19 protein-coding genes and 1 pseudogene are annotated in these 21674 nt (G+C 63.5%); 12 read left to right on the top strand and 8 right to left on the bottom strand.

From position 1 onward, the window contains the following. Positions 1-2 precede the first annotated feature (2 nt). A complete protein-coding gene (locus tag GC162_12610) occupies positions 3-638 on the bottom strand; it encodes a hypothetical protein (protein MBI1369481.1) in 636 nt (211 codons plus the stop codon). 18 nt (positions 639-656) lie between these two features. Continuing rightward, positions 657-1340 carry a prepilin-type N-terminal cleavage/methylation domain-containing protein gene (locus GC162_12605; protein MBI1369480.1) on the bottom strand — a complete coding sequence of 228 codons (684 nt, stop codon included), beginning with the start codon at positions 1338-1340 and terminating at the stop codon, positions 657-659. 206 nt (positions 1341-1546) lie between these two features. Between GC162_12605 and GC162_12600 the strand changes: the two are divergent. From GC162_12600 to GC162_12590, 3 genes and pseudogenes are all read left to right on the top strand, one after another. Continuing rightward, a pseudogene (locus GC162_12600) lies at positions 1547-1708 on the top strand (prepilin-type N-terminal cleavage/methylation domain-containing protein). A gap of 492 nt (positions 1709-2200) precedes the next feature. Beyond that, the gene (dnaE, locus tag GC162_12595; GenBank protein ID MBI1369479.1) at positions 2201-6178 is read left to right on the top strand and encodes a DNA polymerase III subunit alpha; all 3978 of its coding nucleotides are present in this window, start codon (positions 2201-2203) and stop codon (positions 6176-6178) included. 47 nt (positions 6179-6225) lie between these two features. After that, on the top strand, positions 6226-6453 hold the full coding sequence (locus GC162_12590; protein ID MBI1369478.1) for an RNA-binding protein: 228 nt from the start codon (positions 6226-6228) through the stop codon (positions 6451-6453). Between the two features lie 25 nt (positions 6454-6478). Here GC162_12590 and GC162_12585 read toward each other — a convergent pair whose 3' ends face one another. From GC162_12585 to GC162_12575, 3 genes are all read right to left on the bottom strand, one after another. Next, a complete protein-coding gene (locus tag GC162_12585) occupies positions 6479-7666 on the bottom strand; it encodes an ROK family protein (protein ID MBI1369477.1) in 1188 nt (395 codons plus the stop codon). Positions 7667-7785: 119 nt separating this feature from the next. Continuing rightward, positions 7786-9540: a protein kinase gene (locus tag GC162_12580; GenBank protein ID MBI1369476.1), complete on the bottom strand. Its 1755-nt coding sequence runs from the start codon at positions 9538-9540 to the stop codon at positions 7786-7788. Positions 9541-9730: 190 nt separating this feature from the next. Beyond that, a complete protein-coding gene (locus GC162_12575) occupies positions 9731-10414 on the bottom strand; it encodes a hypothetical protein (protein ID MBI1369475.1) in 684 nt (227 codons plus the stop codon). 232 nt (positions 10415-10646) lie between these two features. Between GC162_12575 and GC162_12570 the strand changes: the two genes are divergently transcribed. The 4 genes from GC162_12570 to GC162_12555 all read left to right on the top strand — a co-directional run bounded on the left by GC162_12570 (position 10647) and on the right by GC162_12555 (position 13505). Continuing rightward, positions 10647-10997, top strand: a complete 351-nt coding sequence (locus GC162_12570; protein MBI1369474.1) for a hypothetical protein — start codon at positions 10647-10649, stop codon at positions 10995-10997. A 49-nt stretch (positions 10998-11046) separates the two neighbouring features. Next, entirely contained in the window at positions 11047-11844 is a 798-nt protein-coding gene (locus tag GC162_12565; GenBank protein MBI1369473.1) for a thymidylate synthase, read from the top strand. Between the two features lie 45 nt (positions 11845-11889). Then, a complete protein-coding gene (locus GC162_12560; GenBank protein MBI1369472.1) occupies positions 11890-12381 on the top strand; it encodes a dihydrofolate reductase in 492 nt (163 codons plus the stop codon). Between the two features lie 638 nt (positions 12382-13019). Further along, a complete protein-coding gene (locus tag GC162_12555) occupies positions 13020-13505 on the top strand; it encodes a peptidylprolyl isomerase (protein MBI1369471.1) in 486 nt (161 codons plus the stop codon). A 284-nt stretch (positions 13506-13789) separates the two neighbouring features. On the opposite strand, the gene GC162_12550 is transcribed toward GC162_12555, so the two are convergent. Continuing rightward, positions 13790-14473: a hypothetical protein gene (locus GC162_12550; protein MBI1369470.1), complete on the bottom strand. Its 684-nt coding sequence runs from the start codon at positions 14471-14473 to the stop codon at positions 13790-13792. A gap of 350 nt (positions 14474-14823) precedes the next feature. On the opposite strand from GC162_12550, the gene GC162_12545 reads away from it, so the two are divergent. From GC162_12545 to GC162_12525, 5 genes are all read left to right on the top strand, one after another. Continuing rightward, positions 14824-15339, top strand: coding sequence for a peptidylprolyl isomerase (locus GC162_12545; GenBank protein MBI1369469.1), 516 nt, complete (start codon positions 14824-14826; stop codon positions 15337-15339). Between the two features lie 161 nt (positions 15340-15500). Beyond that, positions 15501-17147, top strand: coding sequence for an LptF/LptG family permease (locus GC162_12540; GenBank protein ID MBI1369468.1), 1647 nt, complete (start codon positions 15501-15503; stop codon positions 17145-17147). Between the two features lie 13 nt (positions 17148-17160). After that, positions 17161-18297, top strand: a complete 1137-nt coding sequence (locus GC162_12535) for an LptF/LptG family permease (protein ID MBI1369467.1) — start codon at positions 17161-17163, stop codon at positions 18295-18297. A 77-nt stretch (positions 18298-18374) separates the two neighbouring features. Then, positions 18375-19142 (top strand): carboxy-S-adenosyl-L-methionine synthase CmoA, encoded by a 768-nt coding sequence (gene cmoA, locus GC162_12530; GenBank protein ID MBI1369466.1) that lies wholly within the window; start codon positions 18375-18377, stop codon positions 19140-19142. Positions 19143-19192: 50 nt separating this feature from the next. Beyond that, positions 19193-19951 (top strand): S-isoprenylcysteine methyltransferase, encoded by a 759-nt coding sequence (locus GC162_12525; protein MBI1369465.1) that lies wholly within the window; start codon positions 19193-19195, stop codon positions 19949-19951. Here the strand turns inward: GC162_12525 and GC162_12520 are convergent, their stop codons facing one another. Then, positions 19952-20941 (bottom strand): hypothetical protein, encoded by a 990-nt coding sequence (locus GC162_12520; protein MBI1369464.1) that lies wholly within the window; start codon positions 20939-20941, stop codon positions 19952-19954. 97 nt (positions 20942-21038) lie between these two features. Beyond that, positions 21039-21557 (bottom strand): orotate phosphoribosyltransferase, encoded by a 519-nt coding sequence (gene pyrE / locus GC162_12515; protein ID MBI1369463.1) that lies wholly within the window; start codon positions 21555-21557, stop codon positions 21039-21041. Positions 21558-21674 lie beyond the last annotated feature (117 nt).

The raw sequence follows: 21674 nt of genomic DNA, 5'->3' as shown, positions 1-21674 counted from the left end.
GATCACCGGTTTCGCAGGGCCATGGTTCCGACGGCCGTTTCGGAAATGTTGCCGACGGTGACGGTCAGGCGATAGCCCATCGCCGTCGCGCTCGTCACCGTGGCGCCGACGAACGTATGCGTCCATGCCGTCACGTTCTTGCTCCACACCGTTCCCGGAAACAGCCCGCCGCTCTTGAGCGACTGGCAGGTCGTGTAGAAATTCGTCGTCGAGGTGTCGTAGGCGGTGTCCGCCGCTTCGATCTGCGCATCGGTCATCGAGCCGAAGTTCGCGGTGTACGAAGTCAGGTCGCCGGTCGCCGGGTTCCGCTCGATAAGCCGCAGTTCCGAAAGGTTCGGCTTGTCATCGGCGCGCGAATCGGCGGTCCAGAGAATGACGTAGTTGCTCCCCGCCTCCAGCACGCGCTTGCAGCTTCGCAGCGACGCATCAAGCCGATTGCTCAAGGCCGCCACGCGCACCGCCGCCGATCGCATCTGCGTCCGGCTCGACGTGCCGTACGCCGTCGCCACCATCATCGTCCCCACGCCCAATCCCACCAGACTCGTGAGCACCAGCGCCAGCAAAAGCTCCGGCAGCGTCAGGCCCGCGCCGCGCGGGATCGACAGGCGTCTCGTCGTTGCATGTCTTGCGTGTGTCATCGTGATCCTCTGCTTCGATCAACCGTGACCGTGGCCCCCGCCGTGGCCCCCGCCGTGTCCGCCTCCGTGACCCCCGCCGTGCGACCCGCCGCCGCTCCCGCCCAGGTCGCCGTCGCCGGAGTCGCCCGAGTCGCTGTCGCCTCCGCCGTCGCTCGAACCGTTGTCCGCCAGCGAATCGACGCTCTGGGCCGTATCCTCGTCAGCTTCCGAAAGCGGCGGGGCGACGAATCGCGTCAACACCCATCGCCGACCGGCCGTGTCGCGCACCGTGACCGTGATGGTCAGTCCGGAAACGGCGCTGATGCCGGTCGCGGACAGGTTCGAGCTGGTGATCGTGACGCTGCGCGAGAAGTCGGCGAACTCCGCGGGGTACGCCTGACCGGCGATATCCTTCATCGCGCCCGCCGCTTCGCTGTAGCCGTTGAAGTCGTCGATGTTGTCGTAGAGACTGACATTCGTCTCGCCGGCGTCCGGCCCGATCGCCGTCGCGCCCTCCGGGTCCGCATACGGCAGCGAGAGAATGTGCTCCATCATCTCGTTGGCCGCCATCAGCGCCCGTTGTGCATGCACCGCATCGTACATCTGCATCTGCCCCGCCACGATCGCCTGCGTGATCGCCATCACTGAAACCGAAAGCACCACCGACGCCAGCAGTGCTTCGACCAATGTGAAACCACGCTGTCTGGATCTTGACCCGATCATCCTGCTCTCCCGGCGGCGCTGGCGCACGATCGGCGCCTGCCTGTGCCGCGTCGCTTCATTTCTTCGGTTAATCCTCCGATTCAATTCACGCGCCCGCCACGACGCTGACCCGAATTCGCCCTGATCGGCACAAGCCCACCCGCGCCGCCGTCATAGCCGTTACAGCCCCACCCCCGAACCGCCCGCCGCAAAGTCGCCTCCCGATTATGTCGATGCAGAAGGTGATGCGACCTGCGCGCCTCACATCCGATCGCCCGGGCTTCACGCTCGTCGAGCTGCTGACCGTCATTGTCGTGCTCGGCATCATGGTCAACATCGCCTTGCCGATGTTCGGCTCCCTCGACTCCAATCGCCTCACTTCCGCCGCCGGTCTCCTCGAAGCCGACCTTGCCGCGTGTCAGGTCGAGTCGATGTCCCACAGCGAGGACCTGCGCGTTTTCGTCGTCGCCGCCGCCGGCGCGGGCTACCGCATCGCCCCCGCGTCCGACACCGATACGCCCATCACCAATCCCGCCACGCGAACGCCCTACGCCGTGACGTTCGGCCAAGGCCCCGCCAAACAGATGACCGGCGTCACCATCTCGACCTACTCCCTCGGCGGCGACAATCAACTGAAGTTCGGCCTCTATGGACAGCTCGACCAGGCCGCAAACGCCACCATCACGCTCGCAAAGTCCGGTCACAGCATCACATTAACTATCGACCCCACCACCGGCCAAACCACCATAGGCCCCCTCAATTAAGCCGCTGCGGCTGAGCACCCCCGCCACCGATGTTCGGTGTTTATACGGCATCGACCGACGCCCCGTTGTCGGTACAATGCAAATGCACCTTCCATTGGATCAGCGGAGCGGCCACGGATGGCGAACACGTCCGAACAGTTTGTTCATTTGCATGTTCATACCCAATATTCGCTCCTTGACGGTGCGGTGCGCACCGCGGATCTTCCCAAACGCGCCAAGGAACTGGGCCAGTCCTCCGTCGCCATCACCGACCACGGATGCCTCTTCGGCCTCATCGACTTCTACGCCAAGTGCGTCGAAAACGGCGTCAAACCCATCGTCGGAATCGAGGCCTACATGGCCCCCGGCGACCGACGCGACCGGACCTACTCCGGCGTCAAAGACGGCGGGTACCATCTGCTCCTCCTCGCCGAAAACCTCACCGGGTATCACAATCTGCTCAAGCTCGCCTCGATCGCCTATCTCGAGGGCTTCTACTTCAAGCCCCGCATTGATAAGGACACGCTCAAGGCCCACGCCGCCGGACTGATCGCGACCAGCGCCTGCCTCGGCGGTGAAATCCCCTCCGCGCTGACCGCCTCCGATCGCAAGCGCGCCAAGGAACTCGCCGAGACTTACCTCGAAGTCTTCGGCCCCGACAAGTTCTTCATCGAGCTTCAGTCCCACATCCCCGAACAGGCCAAGGTCAATCCCGAACTCATCGACCTCGCCGACCGCGTCGGGGCCGGCGTCGTCGCCACCAATGACGTCCATTTCCTCCTCCCCGATGACCACGGCCCGCACGATGCCCTCTGCTGCATCTCCACCGGCAAACTCATCAGCGATGAGTCCCGCCTGATCTATCCGACACAGCTTTATCTGAAGAGTGCCGCGGAGATGCGAGCGGCCGCGCCGACCCTCGGCGACCGCTGGCGCGAGGCATGTGACAACACGCTCCGCATCGCCGACCTGTGCAACGTCGATCTGAACTTCAAAGCCAACCACGCCCCCGTGGTGAAGATCGAAACAAGGCGGGGGGACTTAAGTCCCCCCGCCTCCGATTCCAATTCCCACATGGGAAGCACCGAGTGGTACAACGCCTACTGCGCCAACTTCACTCTGCTCCCCTTCGATTCGCACAAGGACAAGGACTCGCCCGCGCAGCTCAAGAAGCAATGCGACAAAGCCCTCCGCGATCTCGTCGAAGCCGGGGCGATCTGGCGCTATGGCAAGGACGGCATCACCGATGACATCCGCGCGCGACTCGACCGCGAACTGAAAATCCTCGCGGACAAGTCCATCAGCGCATATTTCCTCATCGTGTGGGACTTCGTCAACTACGCCCGCGCCAACGGCATCCCCGCCAATGCCCGCGGCTCCGGCGTCGGAACCATGGTCGGTTACTGCCTGGGCCTCTCCAACGCCTGCCCCGTCAAATACGGCCTGCTCTTTGAACGCTTCACCGACCCCGACCGCAGCGAATACCCCGATATCGACATCGACATCTGTCAGGACGGCCGCGCGCGCGTCATCAACTATGTCCGCGAAAAGTATGGTCACGTCGCGCAGATCATCACGTTTGGTACGCTCAAGGCCCGGGCCGCCATCCGTGACGTCGGGCGCGTGATGAACATCCCGCTCTCCGAAGTGGACCGCATCGCCAAATTGATCCCCGGCGATCTGGGCATGACCCTTGACAAAGCCCTGAGCGTCGAGCCCGACCTCAAGAAGGAATACAACGACAATCCGCAGACGCACCGGCTCATCGACATCAGCCGCCGCCTCGAAGGTCTGGCGCGTCATGCGTCGGTCCACGCCGCCGGCGTCGTCATCGCCACGCAGCCCCTCGATAACATCATCCCGCTCTACAAGGACCCCAAAGCCGGGAAAAACAAGGAAAAAGACAAGGATGCCGACGGCGATCAGATCGTCGAAATGATCACGCAATGGGACGGCCCGACGTGCGAAAAAGTCGGCCTCCTCAAGATGGACTTCCTCGGCCTGCGCACGCTCTCGATCATCGAACGCGCCCGCACGCTCATCAACGCCACCCTCGACAAGTCCACGCAAACCCGCATCATCGCCGGCGACTTCGGCGTCGGCCCCTGTCCCGAGACGCCCAGAGAGTTCGGCATGCGGAGTGGGGAATTCGGAGTTGAAGACAGCAGCACTCCGCACGCCGCACTCCCCACTCCGCACTCCGTTGATCCGCTCGATCTCGATCGCCTGACTTTCGTCGATCAGAACGTGCTGGACCTGTTCCGTCGCGGGGAGACGGCGGGCGTGTTCCAGTTTGAATCGGGCGGGATGCGCAGTCTGCTGATGGGGATGAAGCCCGATCGGCTCGAAGATTTGATCGCCGCCAACGCGCTGTTCCGGCCGGGGCCGATGGATCTCATTCCCGACTACAACGACCGCAAGAACGGGCGCGCGAGCGTGCCGCCGGCGCACGAAGTGGTGCTCAAGTACACCGCCGAGACGTACGGGATCATGATCTACCAGGAACAGGTGATGCAGATCATCCACGACCTGGGCGACATCCCGCTGCGCGAGGCGTACACGATCATCAAGGCGATCAGCAAGAAGAAAGAGAAGACGATCAACGCCGCGCGCGATCAGTTCGTCGAAGGCGCCGGCCGCAAGGGTCTCGCCAAGCCGCAGGCCCAGGAGCTGTTCGACCTCATTCTCAAATTCGCCGGCTACGGCTTCAACAAGTCGCACTCGACGGGTTACGCCATCGTGGCGTATCAGACGGCTTACCTGAAGACCTATTTCCCCGTGCACTACATGGCGGCGCTGCTGACGTATGAATCGGTCAGCACGGAGAAGGTCACCGAGTACATGGAGGAGTGCCGCAAGGTGCGCTTCCCCGATGGGCGCGTCGGCATCGAGGTGCGTCCGCCGGACATCAATCTCTCGTATCTCGATTTCGCCGTGATTTACGGGGAAAGCGAGCCGCGCGACTGCAATCACGGGCACATCCGTTTCGGTCTCGGGGCGGTCAAGGGCGTCGGCGCGAAGGCGGTCGAGGCGATCATCGCCGCGCGGAAGAAGGACGGCCCGTTCAAGAGTCTGTTCAACTTCTGCGAGCGCGTGCCGCAGATGTCGGTCAACAAATCAACGATCGAAGCGCTGATCAAATGCGGCGCGTTCGATGCGTTGCACGGCGTGGACAAACGTGCGGCAATGATCGCCGCCGTCGAGACGGCGATGAGCCGGGGGGCGCAGGAAGCGACGTTGCGGTCGAGCGACGACTTTCTGTTCGGCGCCGTCGAGACGCAGAAGAAGGCCGAGCCGATCGCGGAGCCGGCGTTGCCGAGCGTCGCGGCGTGGGACAACGCCGAGACGCTCAGCCAGGAAAAAGCAGTGCTCGGGTTCTACGTGTCGAGCCATCCGCTGGACCGTCACAAAAAGGCGCTGGATCGCTTCGCGAACGTGAGCTTGAAGGACGCCCGCCGCCTGCGTGCGGACACGGAAGTCATCGTCGGGGGGATGTTCACGCGCGTGCGGCAGACGTTCGTGAAGAACGGCCGCAGCGCCGGACAGAAGATGGCGATGATCACGATCGAGGACCTGACCGGGTCGATGGAAGGCGTGATCTTCTCCGACGGCTACGCGGCGCACGGCCATCTGATCGAGCCGGAGAAAGTGGTGTTTTTACGGGGGAAAATCGACCGCCGGCGCGAGGAGCCGAACATCATTATTGAAAGCGTCGTGCCGATGGACGAAGCGCCGCAGGTGCTCACCAAGGCGGTGAAGATCACGCTGCGCGATCGCGATGCGGACGGTCAGCCGCGGATTTACAACGGGGAGTTGTCAACGCTCAAGACGATGCTGCGTCAGATGGCCGGGAGCGTGCCGGTGTATTTCGAGGTGTACTGCGGCGAGCAGGTCGCGGTGCTGGAGGCGCCGCAGCGCGTGCGGACGGACGCGACGCTGCCGCAGCGCATCGCCGCGGTGCTGCAGGATGATCAGTGCTGCCAGCTTGTGGGCCCGATGAAACTCATCGCCGATTCCCCGGCCGTCGTCATCGCGTCGGACGAAGAAGCCGTCGTCAACCGCCTGCGCCGCTCGAGCAATGATGAAGAGTTCTGCGATTCAATTGATCGGTATTGAAGCGGGGAGGGGGAAGGGGGTTGGGGGAGTGGGAAGGAAAGGAGCCCATGATGGACGTTGCGATTCGTGATGAGGTGATTGATCTGGATCAGCTATTGAAGCTGGCGGGGTTGGTCGGGTCGGGGGGGGAGGCGAAATACCTGATTCAATCGGGGGAGGTCTGCGTCAACGGCGAAGTCGAGATGCGCCGGCGGCGGAAGGTGCGCGTCGGCGATGTGGTCTCGGTGACGGATGCGGAGGAGATCCGGGTGACGGGGCGCGGCGGGGAGACTTAAGTCTCCCCGCCTCAGAGGACCGTGGTCAGAGGAAGAGGGGGCCCTGGGCGCTGACGAGGTCGGAGAGGAAGGCGGCGAGGGGCGCGAGGGGCAGGGCGACGGCGGCGGCGTAGACGCGGCACTTGTCCATCGAATCGCCCAGCGCCATGCGTCGGACGCGCGAGGTGAGTTTGCCCATGACTTCCTCATCGGATTCGAGCACCTGGCCATGCACGAAGACGGCGGGGGTGTTGAACAGATCGATGACGGCGGCGACGGCGCCGGAGAGATTGTCGAGCATGACATCGACGATTTCGTTGAGGGACTCATCGCCGCTGCGCATGCGGTCGATGGCCTGTTCGATGGACATTTCCTGACCGGCCTGTTCGGACGCTTCATGCGCGAAGGCGGCGTCGGTGGCGGTTTCCTCGAGGGGGCGTTCGGAGCCGTTGAGTCGGAGCCGCCCGAGCGCGCCGGTGTTGCCCTGCTGTCCGCGGTAGAGTTGTCCGCCGATGACGACGCCCATCGCCAGGGAGTCGGAGGCGTCGATGAACGCGAAGCTGTCGAGACTGCGTGCGGGCTCGGCGAGGCGCTGGGCGAGGCAAAGGGCCTGCGACTGGCGCGTGACGATGACGCGGAGCTTGAGGCGTTTGGAGAGGTCGGCGCCGAGGGGGCGGCCATGAATGAGGGGCAGGGCGGGGGCGTCGATCTTCGGATGCGTCTGCGGATCGACGACCGAGGGCACGGTGACGCAGACGCCCAGCACGCGGGCCTTGTGCATCGCGACGACCTTGCGGACGTTCTCGACGATTTCGTCGAGCAGTTCGTTGTAGGTGTCGGGGGTGTCGAAGCGCGTGGCGCGTTCTTCGGTGATCTTGCAGTCGAGTCCGCTGGCGGCGACGTGACAATGCTTGGGACCGATGACGACGCCGACCATCTGCGACGCCGCGGTGGCCAGCGAGTAGAGCCGTCCGGGCCGGCCGGTCTTGTTTTCGTGAACGTCCTGCTCCTCGATGAGCCCGGCTTCGACGAGCATGGCGACGGCCTTGGAGATGGTGGGCGCGCTGATGCCGGTGACGCGGGTCAGGTCGGCGCGCGACTGCGGGCCGAAGCGCATCAGCGTTTCGAGGACGCGGCGTTCATTCATCCGCCGCAGAAGTGTGGGGACCGCCGACGCTGTGGAGTCATGGTGTTTAGACATTGTTGTCATGCCGCCAAAAGGGTGACTGGACATCAATCGCCGCCGCACGCGGAGCCCTGATCCCTTTTCACGCCGCCGTGTTGTGGGGGTACTGGAAAAATCATAGTGGTGCGATCGGCCAAGTGCAATATTTTTGAAGCGAGACTAAGAGATCACGGTTCGATCCGAACGGCGTCCAAACCGACCGTCATTCGACCGCCCCCCGACCCGCTCAGCTCCATCCGCAGCGTCCGGGCTTGATCGCCCGATTCGGACACCGTGACCCGCCCCAGCGGGTGCTGCTCGAACGGATCCGTCGGACCCAGCCGATAACGCACGAACCACTCGTGGAATTGCTGAGTCCACTCAATACGCAGACTCATCGCCTCCGGTTCGTACGGCAGCTCCGCCACGGCGGTTTTGACCACCGTCGCCCCGTCCCGCACCTCGCCGCTCAACACCGGCTTGAGACTGGCGTTATGCGATAAGGTCAGCCGCAGGCCCCCGCCGTCGGGGGCGTCGATCGCGATCGACATATTTCCCCCGCGTCCGAGGATCGGATTGAGCTTCACATCGCAAGTCACCTTGCCGTCGGGGAGCGATCGGCTGAGCCCGACCGGGCCGGGGTTCGCCTTGTCGACCGCCAGCACGTAATGCCCGGACTTGTCGAACGAGCCACCGCCGACGGCGGTCCAACCGGCCCCGAGCGCCGGGCCGTTGAAGTCTTCGTCGATGCGGCCGGTGTCCTGCGGTTGGTCGGCGCCGGATTGATCGGCCTGTCGATTGGCGAACCAGACCATGGAGCCGATGAGCCCGAGCAGCAGGACGATGATGGCGGCGAAGATGATCAGTTGCAGGCCCGACGATTTTTTTTTGCCGGGGCGCTTGGCGGATTTGACGGTGCCGGACTTGGCCTTGTCGACGCGTCGGGCGGGCTGAATCGACGGGCGCGACTGGCGCTCGATCGTGCGGGCTTCGAGGGCCTTGAGCGCATTGTCGAGCCGGTCGATGACGGTGGCGTAGTCTTCGTAGCGCTTCGATGGATCGAGGGCGATCATGCGGCCGATCACATGGGCCGTCGCCTTGTTCACATCGTCGCGGGCGTCGAGCAGGTTCGGCGCTTCGCCGGCCATGCGTGCGGCGATGACCTCCTTGACGGTCGAGCCGGTGAACGGCGGAGAGCCGACGAGCAGATGCCAGAGCGTCGCGCCCAAGCTGAAGATATCGGTGCGCATGCTCGGCGGCTCGCCGCGCACGCGCTCGGGGGCGATGTAGTAGGGCGTCCCCCAGACGGGCTCGTCGTCGCTCTTACCGGCCCGGCGGACGAGGCCGAAGTCCACGACCTTCGCGGTTCCGTCGGCGGCGAGCAGGATGTTGCCCGGCTTGATGTCGCCGTGAATGAGCTTGAGCCGGGCGGCGACGGCGAGTCCCTCGGCCACGTCCTTGCCGATTTCGAGCACGCGCTTTTCGTCCATCGGCTCGCGCCGCAAAACGATCGGCTCAAGCTGCGTGGGTCCGTTGACCAGTTCCATCACGATGTACGGTTGTCCGCGGTGCTGACCGATGGTGTGCACCTGCACGACGTTGCGATGGTTGACCGCCGCCAGGGCGCGGGCTTCGGAGAGGAAGTTGACCATCGCCTTCTGATCGTCGTCACCCTGCTGGCGTCGCATGACCTTGACGGCGACGCGCCGGCCAAGCGTCGTGTCGGTCGCTTCAAAGACCGCGCCCATTGCGCCGGCGCCCATGAGCCGCGTCAGCATGAACTGCCCGATCTTGCCGGGCACGGCAATGGTCGCCCCGCAGCCAGGACAGGTCATCGATGAAAGCGGCTTGACGTTGTCGAGTTTGACCGACTGCCCGCATTTGGCGCAGCGGATGTCGTCGATCCGATCGACCATCACGTCGTTGAACGATTCAGCCGGCAAAGCACGCTCCACGTTCGGCGGGACAAGGCAATGTATCGCGATCAACGGTCACAGGCAAAAGCGGGGCGACTTAAGTCCCCCCGCCTCGGTGATGTCAAAGGGCGGGCGCACCAATAAAAAACCCCGACTCGATGAGTCGGGGTGATCGGGCTTACGCCAGAGTGAAGTCGGCGCCTTAATTCCTTCTCACTCACGCCCGGTTTTTGCGACGCATCATGAACCCGCTCATCAGCACGAGCCCGGCCGGCAACGCGGCGGGGGTGGGGATGGGGGTCACGGCGGTGCCGAAAAGTTCGAGGTTGTCGATCTGCGACGTGCCGCCACTGGTGCCGGCTGTCCAGACACCGTGAATCGTGATGTTGGGGAACACGTTCTCGATGGCGCTGATGGCGCTCAGGTCCTTGCTGTAGGCGTGGAACGTGCTGTCCTGCGTCAGGGTGATCGTGTCCAGATTGGTGAACGACCCGGCCCCGACCTTGTACTCGAGCGTCAGCGTGGGCGAACCGGTGCTAGTCGAGCGGTAATCAAAGCGGATGGTGTAATCGGACCAGCCGATCGAACTGTAGACCAACGTGAACTCATTGGTCGGCGCATCGTTGACGCCGCTGCTCCATCCCGCCGCCTTGCCGGCGGAATGATTGACGGCCGCGGTGTCGAGATAGGAAGTGCCGGTGGCTCCACCGGACACGAGACTGCCACCGGCGAGCGTGAGCGTGGGCGTGCCCACGACGTTTTCCGCGGTCACGCTGGTCGTCGTCGTCGTGATATCGTTCATGTCGAAAATCAACATCTGAGCCGCCCGCGCGCTGGACGCGCCGGAGAACACTGCCGCGGCGATCACCAAGCTCATCATCTTCCGGGTAGCAGACAACATGTTTCATCTCCTTGCGGATGCATACAGGGGACCGTTCTCATTCCGACCCTTTCTCGAAGGCCGGGCGCCAGCATTTGAGGTTAACGGGACCGATCGGTGAATACAAGTAAAAAGATGGAATTCACCCCTTGCTCACACACGCGGCGCGGCATCTTAAATGCCTGTTTTTCCGGCATTTTTTGGCAGGCCACCCTCAGGCGTCGGCGAAGTGGTTCGGCGGTATCATCTGGCCATGGCACGCATGCGCAAACACCAGAAATCGCTGGCCCGCAAGGCCGTTTGGGCCGTTATGGGGCTGCAAACGGCGTTATTGGCCTGCCTCGTCCTCGATCCGACCGATCCGCCGCGCACCGGCACGCTTTGGCAGGCCCTTTGGGCGCTGGCGCATCGGCCGGCGTTTTACCCGCTCGTCGGCCTGCTGATCGTCGGGCCGCCGGCGACTTTTCTTGCCTATTCCGTGGGCGGAAGGCACCGAAAAATTCTTGTTTTTTCGTGGATATTTTTTGGCGCCCTCGCGGTTTATTTCTTCGGGATGCGACTGTGGATCATGCTCCTCGTCCTTTATGTCCACACGCCGCGCTGACCGCGGCGGGGGACTTAAGTCCCCCCGCCTCACCGAGTATGATGCTCCCATGAAGGCCTACCTCGACCTGCTCCGACACGTTTTCACGCACGGCTCGCCCAAAAGCGACCGCACCGGCACCGGCACGCGAAGCTGCTTCGGCCACCAGATGCGCTTCGACCTTGCCGCCGGCTTCCCGCTCGTCACCACCAAGAAGATCCACACCAAGTCCGTCATCCACGAACTGCTCTGGTTCCTCCGCGGCGAAACCAATGTCCGCCCGCTTCAGGACGCAGGCGTGCGCATCTGGAACGAATGGGCGGACCCCGACACGGGCGACCTCGGCCCGATCTACGGATATCAATGGCGAAGCTGGCCCGCGCCGGACGGGGGTCACATCGACCAGATCAGTCAGCTTGTCCGCGACCTGAAGAGCAATCCCGATTCGCGCCGATTGATCGTCAGTGCATGGAACGTGGCGGACATTCCCCGCATGGCGCTGGCCCCGTGTCATACGCTCTTTCAGTTCTACGTCGCCGAGGGCCGGCTCTCGTGTCAGCTCTATCAGCGCTCCGCCGACCTGTTCCTCGGCGTGCCGTTCAACATCGCCTCGTATGCGCTGCTCACCATGATGCTCGCGCAGGTCACAGGCCTTCGACTCGGCGACTTCGTGCATACCTTCGGCGATGTGCACATCTACGACAACCACCACGAACAGGTCCGCGAGCAGCTTTCCCGCACGCCCCGACCCCTGCCGACGATGAAGCTCAACCCGAATGTGAAGTCCCTCTTCGACTTCAAATACGAAGACTTCACCCTCGAAAACTACGAGCCGCACCCGGCCATCCCCGCGCCGGTCGCGGTGTGATTCCTCCTCAGCCGCTTGCGGCTTAGCACGCCCCTCGGAGCGAACATGATCATCAGTCTCGTGGCGGCGATGAGCGAAAATCGCGTGATCGGGCGCGAAGGCCAGTTGCCCTGGCATTTGCCCGATGACCTCAAGTTCTTCAAGCAGCTCACCAGCGGACACACCGTCATCATGGGTCGCAAGACCTATGACTCCGTCGGCTTCCCGCTCCCCAAGCGGCGCAACATCGTGCTCACCCGCCGCGATGATTTTCATCCCGCGGGCGTCGAAGCGGTCAGCACGCTCGACGCAGCGCTCGATCTCGTGCGCGATGAAGCGGAAGTCTTCATCGTCGGCGGGGCGGAGATCTACAAGGTGGCGCTCCCGCGGGCGCAGCGCGTGTATCTGACGCTGATTCACGCAAACTTCGACGGCGACGCGTTCTTCCCGCCGCTGCCGCTGACCGAATGGCGCATCACGCATCGCGACCATCATCCCGCTGACGAACGACACGCGCAGGACTTCACCTTCGCGACCTTCGAGCGGCTGTCGCGATGAGCCGCCTACACTTTGGGACTCCCCCTTCGCCCATGGAGACATTGCTCATGCGCGTTCGACTCATTGCGTGCGGCCTCGTCATCGCCTCCCTCGCCTCCGCCGCCCAAGCCGCGGACTTCCCCACGCTCTACAAACAGTTCGTCGAAATCACCACCCAACTCCAGCAGATGCAGCAGGCGTACGCCGCCGCCGACACGGCCAGGCGTCGCGCGCTTTTTGAACAGTACAACGAGAACATCGCCAAAATCGAGAAGTTTCTGCCCGAACTCGAACGCGCCGCGATCGCTGCGTACAAGGCGGCGCCGAACAAGGACGCCGACGTCACGAAGTTCATGATGATCGTCGTGCGCGACCTGATCGGGCATGACGCTTACGAAGAGGCGGCTTCGGTGACGAAGTTGATGATCGACAACAACTATGCCGACCCGGCGGTGTACGAGCCGGCGGGCGTGGCGGCGTTCTGCACCAATGACTTTGACGCCGCCCAGAAGTATTTCGATCTGGCTCAGAAGGCGGGCGCGGCCGGCGAAGGCGTCGCCGAGTTCGCCCCGCAGATACCCAAGTACAGGGAACTGTGGGCGCGGGAAAAGGCCCTGCGCGAAGCGGAGGCGAAGGCGGATGATTTACCCCGCGTGAAGATGACCACGAGCAAGGGCGACATCGTGCTGGAGCTGTTCGAGAACGAAGCGCCCAACTCGGTCGCCAACTTCATCAGTCTCGTCGAAAAGGGGTTCTACGACGGCGTGCCGTTCCACCGCGTGCTCGCCGGGTTCATGGCCCAGGGCGGCGACCCGACCGGCACCGGCGCCGGCGGGCCCGGCTACGCCATCAAGTGCGAATGCTACGCGCCCAACGCACGCATGCACTTCCGCGGGTCGCTGAGCATGGCGCACGCCGGCCGCGACACCGGCGGGTCGCAGTTCTTCCTGACCTTCGTCCCCACCGGCCACCTCAACGGCAAACACACCGTCTTCGGCCGGGTCATCGAAGGCATGGACGTGCTCAGCAAACTCAACCGCATCTCCCCGGGAGAGGGCGGCGAACCCGACAAGATGGTCAAGGTCACGGTGATCCGCAAACGCGATCACGCGTACAAGCCGGTGACCATTCCCTCCGATCGCTGAAATCTGGAAGCGCGGCGACCTATCGCGCTGCCTTTTACTCCCCACGCCGCACTCCCCGTTCCGCACTAGAGCGGTTTCACAAATCAAATAGCGTTCCCAACGAGCCGCGACCGTGAGGGAGCGGTCAAGGAACGCGATTGGATGCGGGCTCGACCGCTTGCTGACGCGCGCGGCTCGTTAAGATGCGTGGCTACATATTTATTGCAACCGCACAAAAAAAGCGAGGCCGGGCATACGCACCGGACCTCGCTCGATCAGGGGGCAGGGTGGATTTTCGCGATCGCTCATTCCGCGCTGGCGACCGACTTTTCGGGCGCGTCGGTCTGCCGGGGGACCGACGGGATGTTCTGCTGGGGTTTGGCGGCCTTGTCCTGCTTGGGGACATACATGCGGCTCGGGCCGGACGTGGGCTGGGCGAAGTTGAGGTTGTAGACCTGCGCCTCGCCGGTTTCGTTGCTCTCGTGCTGCGGGGGAATGATGAGCTGGGCATGATTGGCGATCGCGCCGCGGGGCTGCGAAGCGACGGAGCTGTTCTTGATGACGGCCAGGTCAGTCGTGGTCACGCCCATGAGCTGCAAGTGCAGGCGCTGGGCGCGGACGAGCGAATGGTCGGAGTCCAGGCCGTTGTTGCCGTCGATTTTCTGAAGCGGGTCGATCCATGTGTGCAGGATCGTGCCGCCGGTGGTGAACTGTCGCTGCGTGCCACCGAAGAAGGTGTTGGTGTTCTGCGTCTGGACGGTCGCCCCGCCGATGACGACCTTGGCCATCCACGGCCAGACCGGCTGTTCGTGCAGCTCGCGCGAGACTTCGACTTCCGGATGAAGCCGGGCGGCGGTGATGAGCTGGGCCTGATTGGCGGTGAGCTGAAGGTTGTGCGACTGGGTGTAAGGGGCGTTCTGCGCGAAGGCGCCGGCGGAGAGGGTCAGGGCCAGGCCGGCGGTCGTGATCATGGTGCGAGCGGTTTTCATGGCGTCCATCCTTTCCAGCGTCGCGCGGCGATCTGGGCGCGGCGATCTTGGTACAGCCGAACTTTTCGTGGTCCCGCCGATCGAAGGCGTGTGCGTCACACCCGCCGATCGCGGAGCCGGACGACGCAAAGATGGAAGGCAAATGCGATGCCAGAGCGCCGACTTTAACGAAGATGCGGTTTATGCCTGTAAAATCGGGCCTTTTGTCAAAGTCGGCATGTTGCATGCACGCCTCACTGTTGTCACAGAACGACACTTCGGCGGCCTCCGTGTTGCATGGACGCAACATCGCCCGGTTGCTCGCCGCCCCGGTCGCGCGTATCGTCCCCCATGCCCCAAGGAGTCCTGCCATGAGCGACGAATCGACCTGTCCGCCGCGCCATCGCATCCGCGTCGACACCACCGAAGGCGCCTTCATCATCGAGCTTCGCCCCGACATCGCTCCGCGCACCGCTGAAAACTTTCAGCAGCTTGTGCATAACGGGTTCTACGACGGCCTGACCTTCCACCGCGTCATTCCCGACTTCATCGTTCAGGCCGGCTGCCCGCACGGCGACGGCACCGGCGGACCCGGCTACACCGTCAACGCCGAGTTCAACGACCTGCCCCATGAGAAGGGCACCGTCTCGATGGCCCGCACGAACAATCCCGACTCGGCCGGCTCGCAGTTTTTCATCTGCCTCTCCCGCGACAACTGCCAGCACCTCGACGGCCAGTACACCGCCTTTGGCAAAGTCATCGAAGGCATCGACATCATCGACCGCCTCGCCGCCGTCCCGCTCATCTACCCCGAACTCGGCACGCCGATGGACCCGCCGATGATCCTCCACTGCACGGAGGAATGGAACGAGCAGACCAGCGCGTGAGGGCGAAATGACCAATGACCAAATCCCAATGACCAAGGAAGGAACGGCCTGCGGCCTTTCATTTTGACATTGGGCATTTGAGCATTCCCTTGGTCATTGGTGCTTGGTCATTGGTCATTGCCTCTTGGTCCGATCCCCGCGCCGACATACCATGACGCCCTATGCCCCTGACGCTCTACTGGTACATCCTGCGCGATCTGCTGAAGCTGCTTGTCGCGGCGGCGGGCGTGCTGGTCGTCGTCATGAGCTTCGGCTTCGCCGTCAAGCCCATCAGTGAAGGTCTGCTCGATCCCTGGCAGCTCGTCAAAGTCATCTGTTACACCATGCCGGGCATGCTCACGTTCGCCCTCCCCTTCGCCGCGGCCTTCGCCAGCACGCTCGTCTTCTTCCGCCTCGCGCAGGACAACGAGATCAACGCCTGCGCCGCCAGCGGCGTCAGCTACCGCGAACTGCTCACCCCCGTCGTCCTGCTGGGCCTGGTGCTGACGCTCGGACTTTTCTGGATGAGCAACTGGGTGGTGCCGCGGTTCTGGCGGCTTGTCGCGGCGGAGATCGAGCAGGATGTGGCCAAGCTCGTCGTCCGGCAGATTCAGCGCCGCGAAGTCGTCGAGCTCGGCAAGCTGGTGCTCTACGCCGATCACGCGCAGGACAATGTCACGATCGCCGATCGCCCCAAGGACGGGCCTCAGCCGTACAACACGCTCGTGCTCGACGGCGTGGCGGTGGCCCGGCTCGATGAGCATTCCGCGTTGCGCTCCGACTACACCGCCGAGCGTGCGGTCGTCGATCTGTATCGTGATGAATCGCAGGACCGCATCTACGCGACGATGCTGCTGACGAATGTAACGATCAACGACCCCGAATCGGGGACGCTCATTTCCGTCGCGCGGCAGCCGATCGAGCCGCAGGAAATTGAAAGCCCCTTCGAGCAGAAGCCCAAGTTTCTTTCGCTGCCGCGCCTGAAGCGTCTGGTGCAGGAGCCGGAGCGCAGCCGGGGCGTGCGCGATGCGAAGCTGGGGCTCATCGAATCGCTCGGTCATCAGGCGATTCTCCGGCAGGCGCACGATGCGCTCGTCGATGGCAAGCACGAGCTGGAGCTGACCAGCCCGCAGGGTCAGCGTTACGTCATCACCGGCCCGCCGCGCGATCCGGCAGGGCGGAAGATGCGACTCGAAGCCAGCGGGAACGACAAGGTGGTGGTCCGCGCGCGGGCCGGCGACGTGACGACGCAGCGGCTCGAAGCGGAGGCGGCGACGCTCGAAGTCGTGCCCAACGATGTGAGCGGCGAGCCGCGGATGAACCTCGTGCTCGAGCGCGTCAAGGTGATCGATCAGGCGCTGCCCGCACCGAGCTTGCTGCGCGAAGTGACGCTGCCGCTGTTGCGCACGGACAATCCGATCATCGAACCGCTGCGCGCCCTGTCGATCGACGGGCTTCTGGGCAAGGCCAGGCCGCACGAACAGCCGGACATCAAGCGGTCGAGCATGATCCTCACGCGCCAGCTCAACAGTCTGCTGCGCGACATCACCAGCCGACTGCACGAACGCGCCGCCATCGCCGTCAACAGTCTGCTCGTGCTCCTGCTGGGCGCGGTGATGAGCATGCTTCTGCGGCAGCAGACGCCGCTGGCGATCTTCTTCTGGTGCTTCATGCCGACGGTCGTGGCGTTCCTGCTCATCTCGACGGGGCAGAACCTCATCGGATGGGAGAAGATGGCGCCGATCGTCGGCATGTTCACGGTCTGGAGCGGCAACCTCGCCTTGGCCGCGCTGGTCGTCTTCGTTTACCTGCGGCTGTGTCGAAACTGAGCATGGGTCATACATGAGAACGCTCGACCGCTACATCCTCCGCCTGTTTCTGATGAATCTGGTCATCCTCTTCGCCGTGATGATCGGCCTGATCATCCTGCTGGACCTGATCACGAACTTCGACGAATTCGTGCAGGCGGCCCAACGCATCGAGGGCGGTTGGTGGGCGCATGCATGGGGCGTCATGAACGCCATGGTCGATTTCTACGGGCCGATCCTCTTTCTGTTGTTCGTCTACCTGGTGGGCCTCCCGCCCGTCGGCGCCGCGGGGTTCACCCTCGCCGCGCTCATTCGCAATCGCGAACTCGTCGCCATGATGGCCGGCGGGATCAGTCTGCACCGCGTGGCCCTGCCGATTCTCGTCGTGGGCTTCGCGGCGAATGTGCTCATGGTCGCCGATCAGGAACTGGTCCTGCCCGCCATGGCGCAGAAGCTCGGCCGCACGCGCGCCGAGATCAAGCTCGGCCAGATTCGCCAGACGCCCATCCGGCTCATGCCCGACGGCAACGGCTCGCTCTTCACCGCCGCGAAATTCGACCTGGAGCACAACACGCTGCATCAGGTGAGCATCCTCCGTCGCCAGAAAATCGACGACGCGCGCTTCGGCCGGGCGACCGAGCGCATCAGCGCCGCCCAAGCCATCTGGGACGACAAGAACAAGGGATGGCAACTCGAAAACGGATACGGTCTGATGAACGATCTGGGCACGGACAACCGCTCGCCCTTCGCCGAGCGCAAGCCCGTCGAAGTCAACTTCATCGCCTCGGACCTGGACCCGATCAGCATCATGCTCAACAAGCGCGCCGAGTTTCGCAAGCTGCTTAGTTTGCGGCAGCTCACCGAGCTGATTCATTCATCGGGGGCGGTCGACGTGGCGGACCTGGAGCGCATTCGCCACAGCCGCTTCAGTCTGCCGGTCATCAACATGCTGATTCTGATGATGGGCGTGCCGTTCTTTCTGGTGCGGGCGCCGGCGAATCTCTTGCGGCAGTCGATCAAGGCGGCGGTGGTGTGCATCGGGGCCTGGGCCAGCGGGTTCATCATGCTCCAGATCGCCCCCGGGGCGCTGCCGCCGGCGGCGATCGCGTGGATGCCCGTGGCGATGTATCTGCCGATGGCGTTCTACCGCATGGATACGGTCGAGACCTGACGGCCGCGCGGCATTTTGCTCGATGGGCAAAACGGATACACTGGACCCCAGCACGCGGCTTTCCGCCGCATCGCAGGATGGACGCCATGAACATCAAGCAACCGCCCGCCACCGGAGCCGACAAGGTCTTCGCCGAGCCCAAGTCGCGCGTCGACGACTTTTCCTTCAACCAGCAGGTCGCCGACGTCTTCGATGACATGCTCGACCGCTCCGTGCCGTACTACGGCGAGATTCAGCGGCAGATCGCCGAACTCGCCTCCGACTTCGCCACCGCCGACGGCCCGATCTACGACCTGGGCTGCTCCACCGTCAACAGCTTCATCGCCATCGACCGCTATCTCCCCGCCGACTTCTCCACGAAATTCATCGGCATCGACTCGTCGAAGGAGATGCTCGAAAAGGCGCGCCAGAAACTCGAAGAGATCAAATTCCGCCACCCCTACGAGCTGCGCCACGGCGACTTGAACCACGGGATCGCCATCGATAACGCCTCCGTCGTCCTGCTGACGCTCACGCTTCAGTTCGTCCGCCCCATGCACCGCGACCACCTGCTCAAGAGCATCTTCGACGGCATGGCGCCCAATGGGTGCATCCTCCTCGTCGAAAAAGTGCTCGGCGAGCACTCGACGTACAATCGGCTCTTCATCAAGCACTACTACGAGATGAAGCGCCGCAACGGGTACAGCGAGATGGAGATCGCGCAGAAGCGCGAGGCGCTGGAGAATGTGCTCATTCCCTATCGGCTCGAGGAGAACAAGGAACTGCTCCGCCGCGTGGGCTTCGAGCACATCGACGTCTTTTTCAAGTGGTACAACTTCTGCGGCATCATCGCGATGAAAGCGTAAAAAAGGTGTCAGCGGTCATCTGAACATCTGTCCTTGCTGACCGCTGATACCTGATCCCTGACAGCTTCTTCAAGGATTCCCCTGTGATCGCACTCGGTCGATTCTTCTTCAAATACCGCGACTTCGTCGTGCCGGCCGTGCTGATCGCGCTGGCGTATTTCATCAAGCCCGATGTGTACGAGGGGCATGAGCATTTGAATCTCGTGCTCAACAGCGTCGGCATCGCGATCGCTTTGTCGGGTCAGATTCTCCGCGCGGTCGTGATCGGCTTCGCCTACATCAAGCGCGGCGGGAAGGACAAGGAGGTCTACGCCGACACGCTCCAGCAGGGGGGCCTCTTCGCCCACTGCCGCAATCCGCTCTACGTGGGCAATCTGCTGATGCTCTTGGGCCTGATCCTCGTGCATGGCGCGCCGCTGTTCTGCGCGATCGCGACGGCGTATGTGCTGCTGGTGTACATCTCGATCGTCGCCAACGAGGAACAGTACCTGCGCGGAAAATTCGGCGAGGAGTACGTCGATTATTGCCGGCGTGTGCCGCGCTGGTGGATCAAGTTCGGAGGGATGGGCAAGACGCTCGAGGGCATGCACTACGACTGGGGCCGGCTTGTCCGCAAGGAGTACGGCACGATCTTCACCGGCGTGAGCGGGATTCTGGCGATGCTGGCGTGGGAGAGCGTGGCGAACTATGGGTATCCCGAGAGCAAGCCGCTGATTCGGATTCTGCTGGGGGTATGGGCGGGGGTGATCATCGCATGGATCATCGCCCGCGTGCTCAAGAAGAAGACCGATGTGCTGGGGACGACCTGATCAGTTTGCCGCGTTTTCATCCGCGTCGCCGCGTGCATCGAGCACATTGGCCCGGTGATGCAGGTAGACGAGCCCGATGACGCCGGTGACGATGAACACGGCGATCTCGGCGGCGCGGTCGACGACGAGAATGCCCACGCCCGTCGCCAAGGGCAATTTCCCTGCACCGCGAAAGCCCGACTTGGCGACCCATCCGCCCAGCCATTCGCGCAGCCCCAGCCCGCCGGGCACCGGGGCGGCCATCACCGCGAAGTTGCACACCACCGCCGCCAGCAGCGCCACCTCGATGTCCATCGGCTTGTCCATGATCTGCGACGCCACCATGAACCGGCCCGCGATCGCCAGCGCATCGAGCACGCGCACGACGCCCCATATGTAAATCCACACGATCAGATCCCGCCGCGGCGTCGCCCCCGCGCCGAACTTGGCCACGCCCGGCCGCACGAAAATCCATCCCACGCCCGACAGCATCGCCAGCCCGACCGCCAGCCCGATCCCCCACACCACATCGAACCCGTCGCGCCAGAACGTCAGCAACCCGAGCAGCACGTAGATCGCCGACGTCCCCGCCGCGAGCGTGACGAGCGTGAACACATTGGCGCGGTAGCCGATGCCGTGATACTTCTTGAGGTAGGCGATGCGGCCGAGCAATCCGGCCTTCGCCCCGGCGTAATTGAGCAGCGACGTCCCGGCGATCATGGCGAGCCATTCGCGCAGCTTGACCGGTCGGCCGGGCACTTCAAAGGGCTTGGTGATGAGCCAGAACAGCAGGCAGTTCGTGCCGATGTTGGCGAGTACGAACAGGCACAGCATCGCCACATCCCGCGGTCGGGCCTGCCAGACATGCGACCAGTCCGCCTTGTTGATCGCAAAGGTCACGCTCGCCGCCAGCAGCCCCAGCCCGATGACATACGCCAGCACGCGCCACATCTTCCGCGGCGGCTTCGCGGCGGCTTCAACCTGCTCGGGATGGAGAATGGGGTCGGACATGAGACGAGTGCGGAGTGGGGAGTGGGGAATGCGGAGTGAAAGGCGACGCTCGGTTCGCGCGTTTAGCGGCGGGGCAACGCCCCGCGCTTCGCCTCCATCACACCCCCAGATCCGTCTTGGTGAACAGCGCCTCGAACGCGTAGCCCGCCGCCTCGATGTTGGCGCGGGCGCCTTCCTCGCGGTCGATGGTGCCGACGATCTTGGCGACTTTCGCGCCGGTCGATTCGATGACCTTCGCCGCTTCGAGAATCTGTCCGCCGGTCGTGCAGACGTCTTCGACGAGCATGACCTTGTCACCCGCGCCGAGTTTGCCTTCAAGCTGCTTGGCGGTGCCGTATTCCTTTTTCTGGTTGCGGATGAACACGCAAGGCAGCCCGCTCGCCAGCGCCGCCGCGGTCACCAGCGGGATGCCCCCCAATTCCGCCCCCGCCAGCTTGTTGATCCCCGCATCGACGTGCGCGGCGAACATCCCGCCCAGCTCGCGCAGAATGTCCGGCTCCGTGCTGAACAGATACTTGTCCAGATAGTAATGACTCGTCCGCCCGCTCCGCAGCGTGAACGTCCCCTTGAGCAGCGCCACCTCGGCGATCCGTCTGGCGATTTGGTCTCGTGTCATGATCGGTAGGATAGCAGAAATGAAATGACCAATGACCAATGGAGGAACGGCCTGCGGCCTTTCATTTTGACATTGGGCCTTTGAACATTCCCTTGGTCATTGGGATTTGGTCATTGG

Source organism: Planctomycetota bacterium (assembly GCA_016125255.1).
Classification (GTDB): Bacteria; Planctomycetota; Phycisphaerae; order Phycisphaerales; family Zrk34; genus RI-421.
This window is presented reverse-complemented; position numbering and strand designations above follow the sequence as displayed.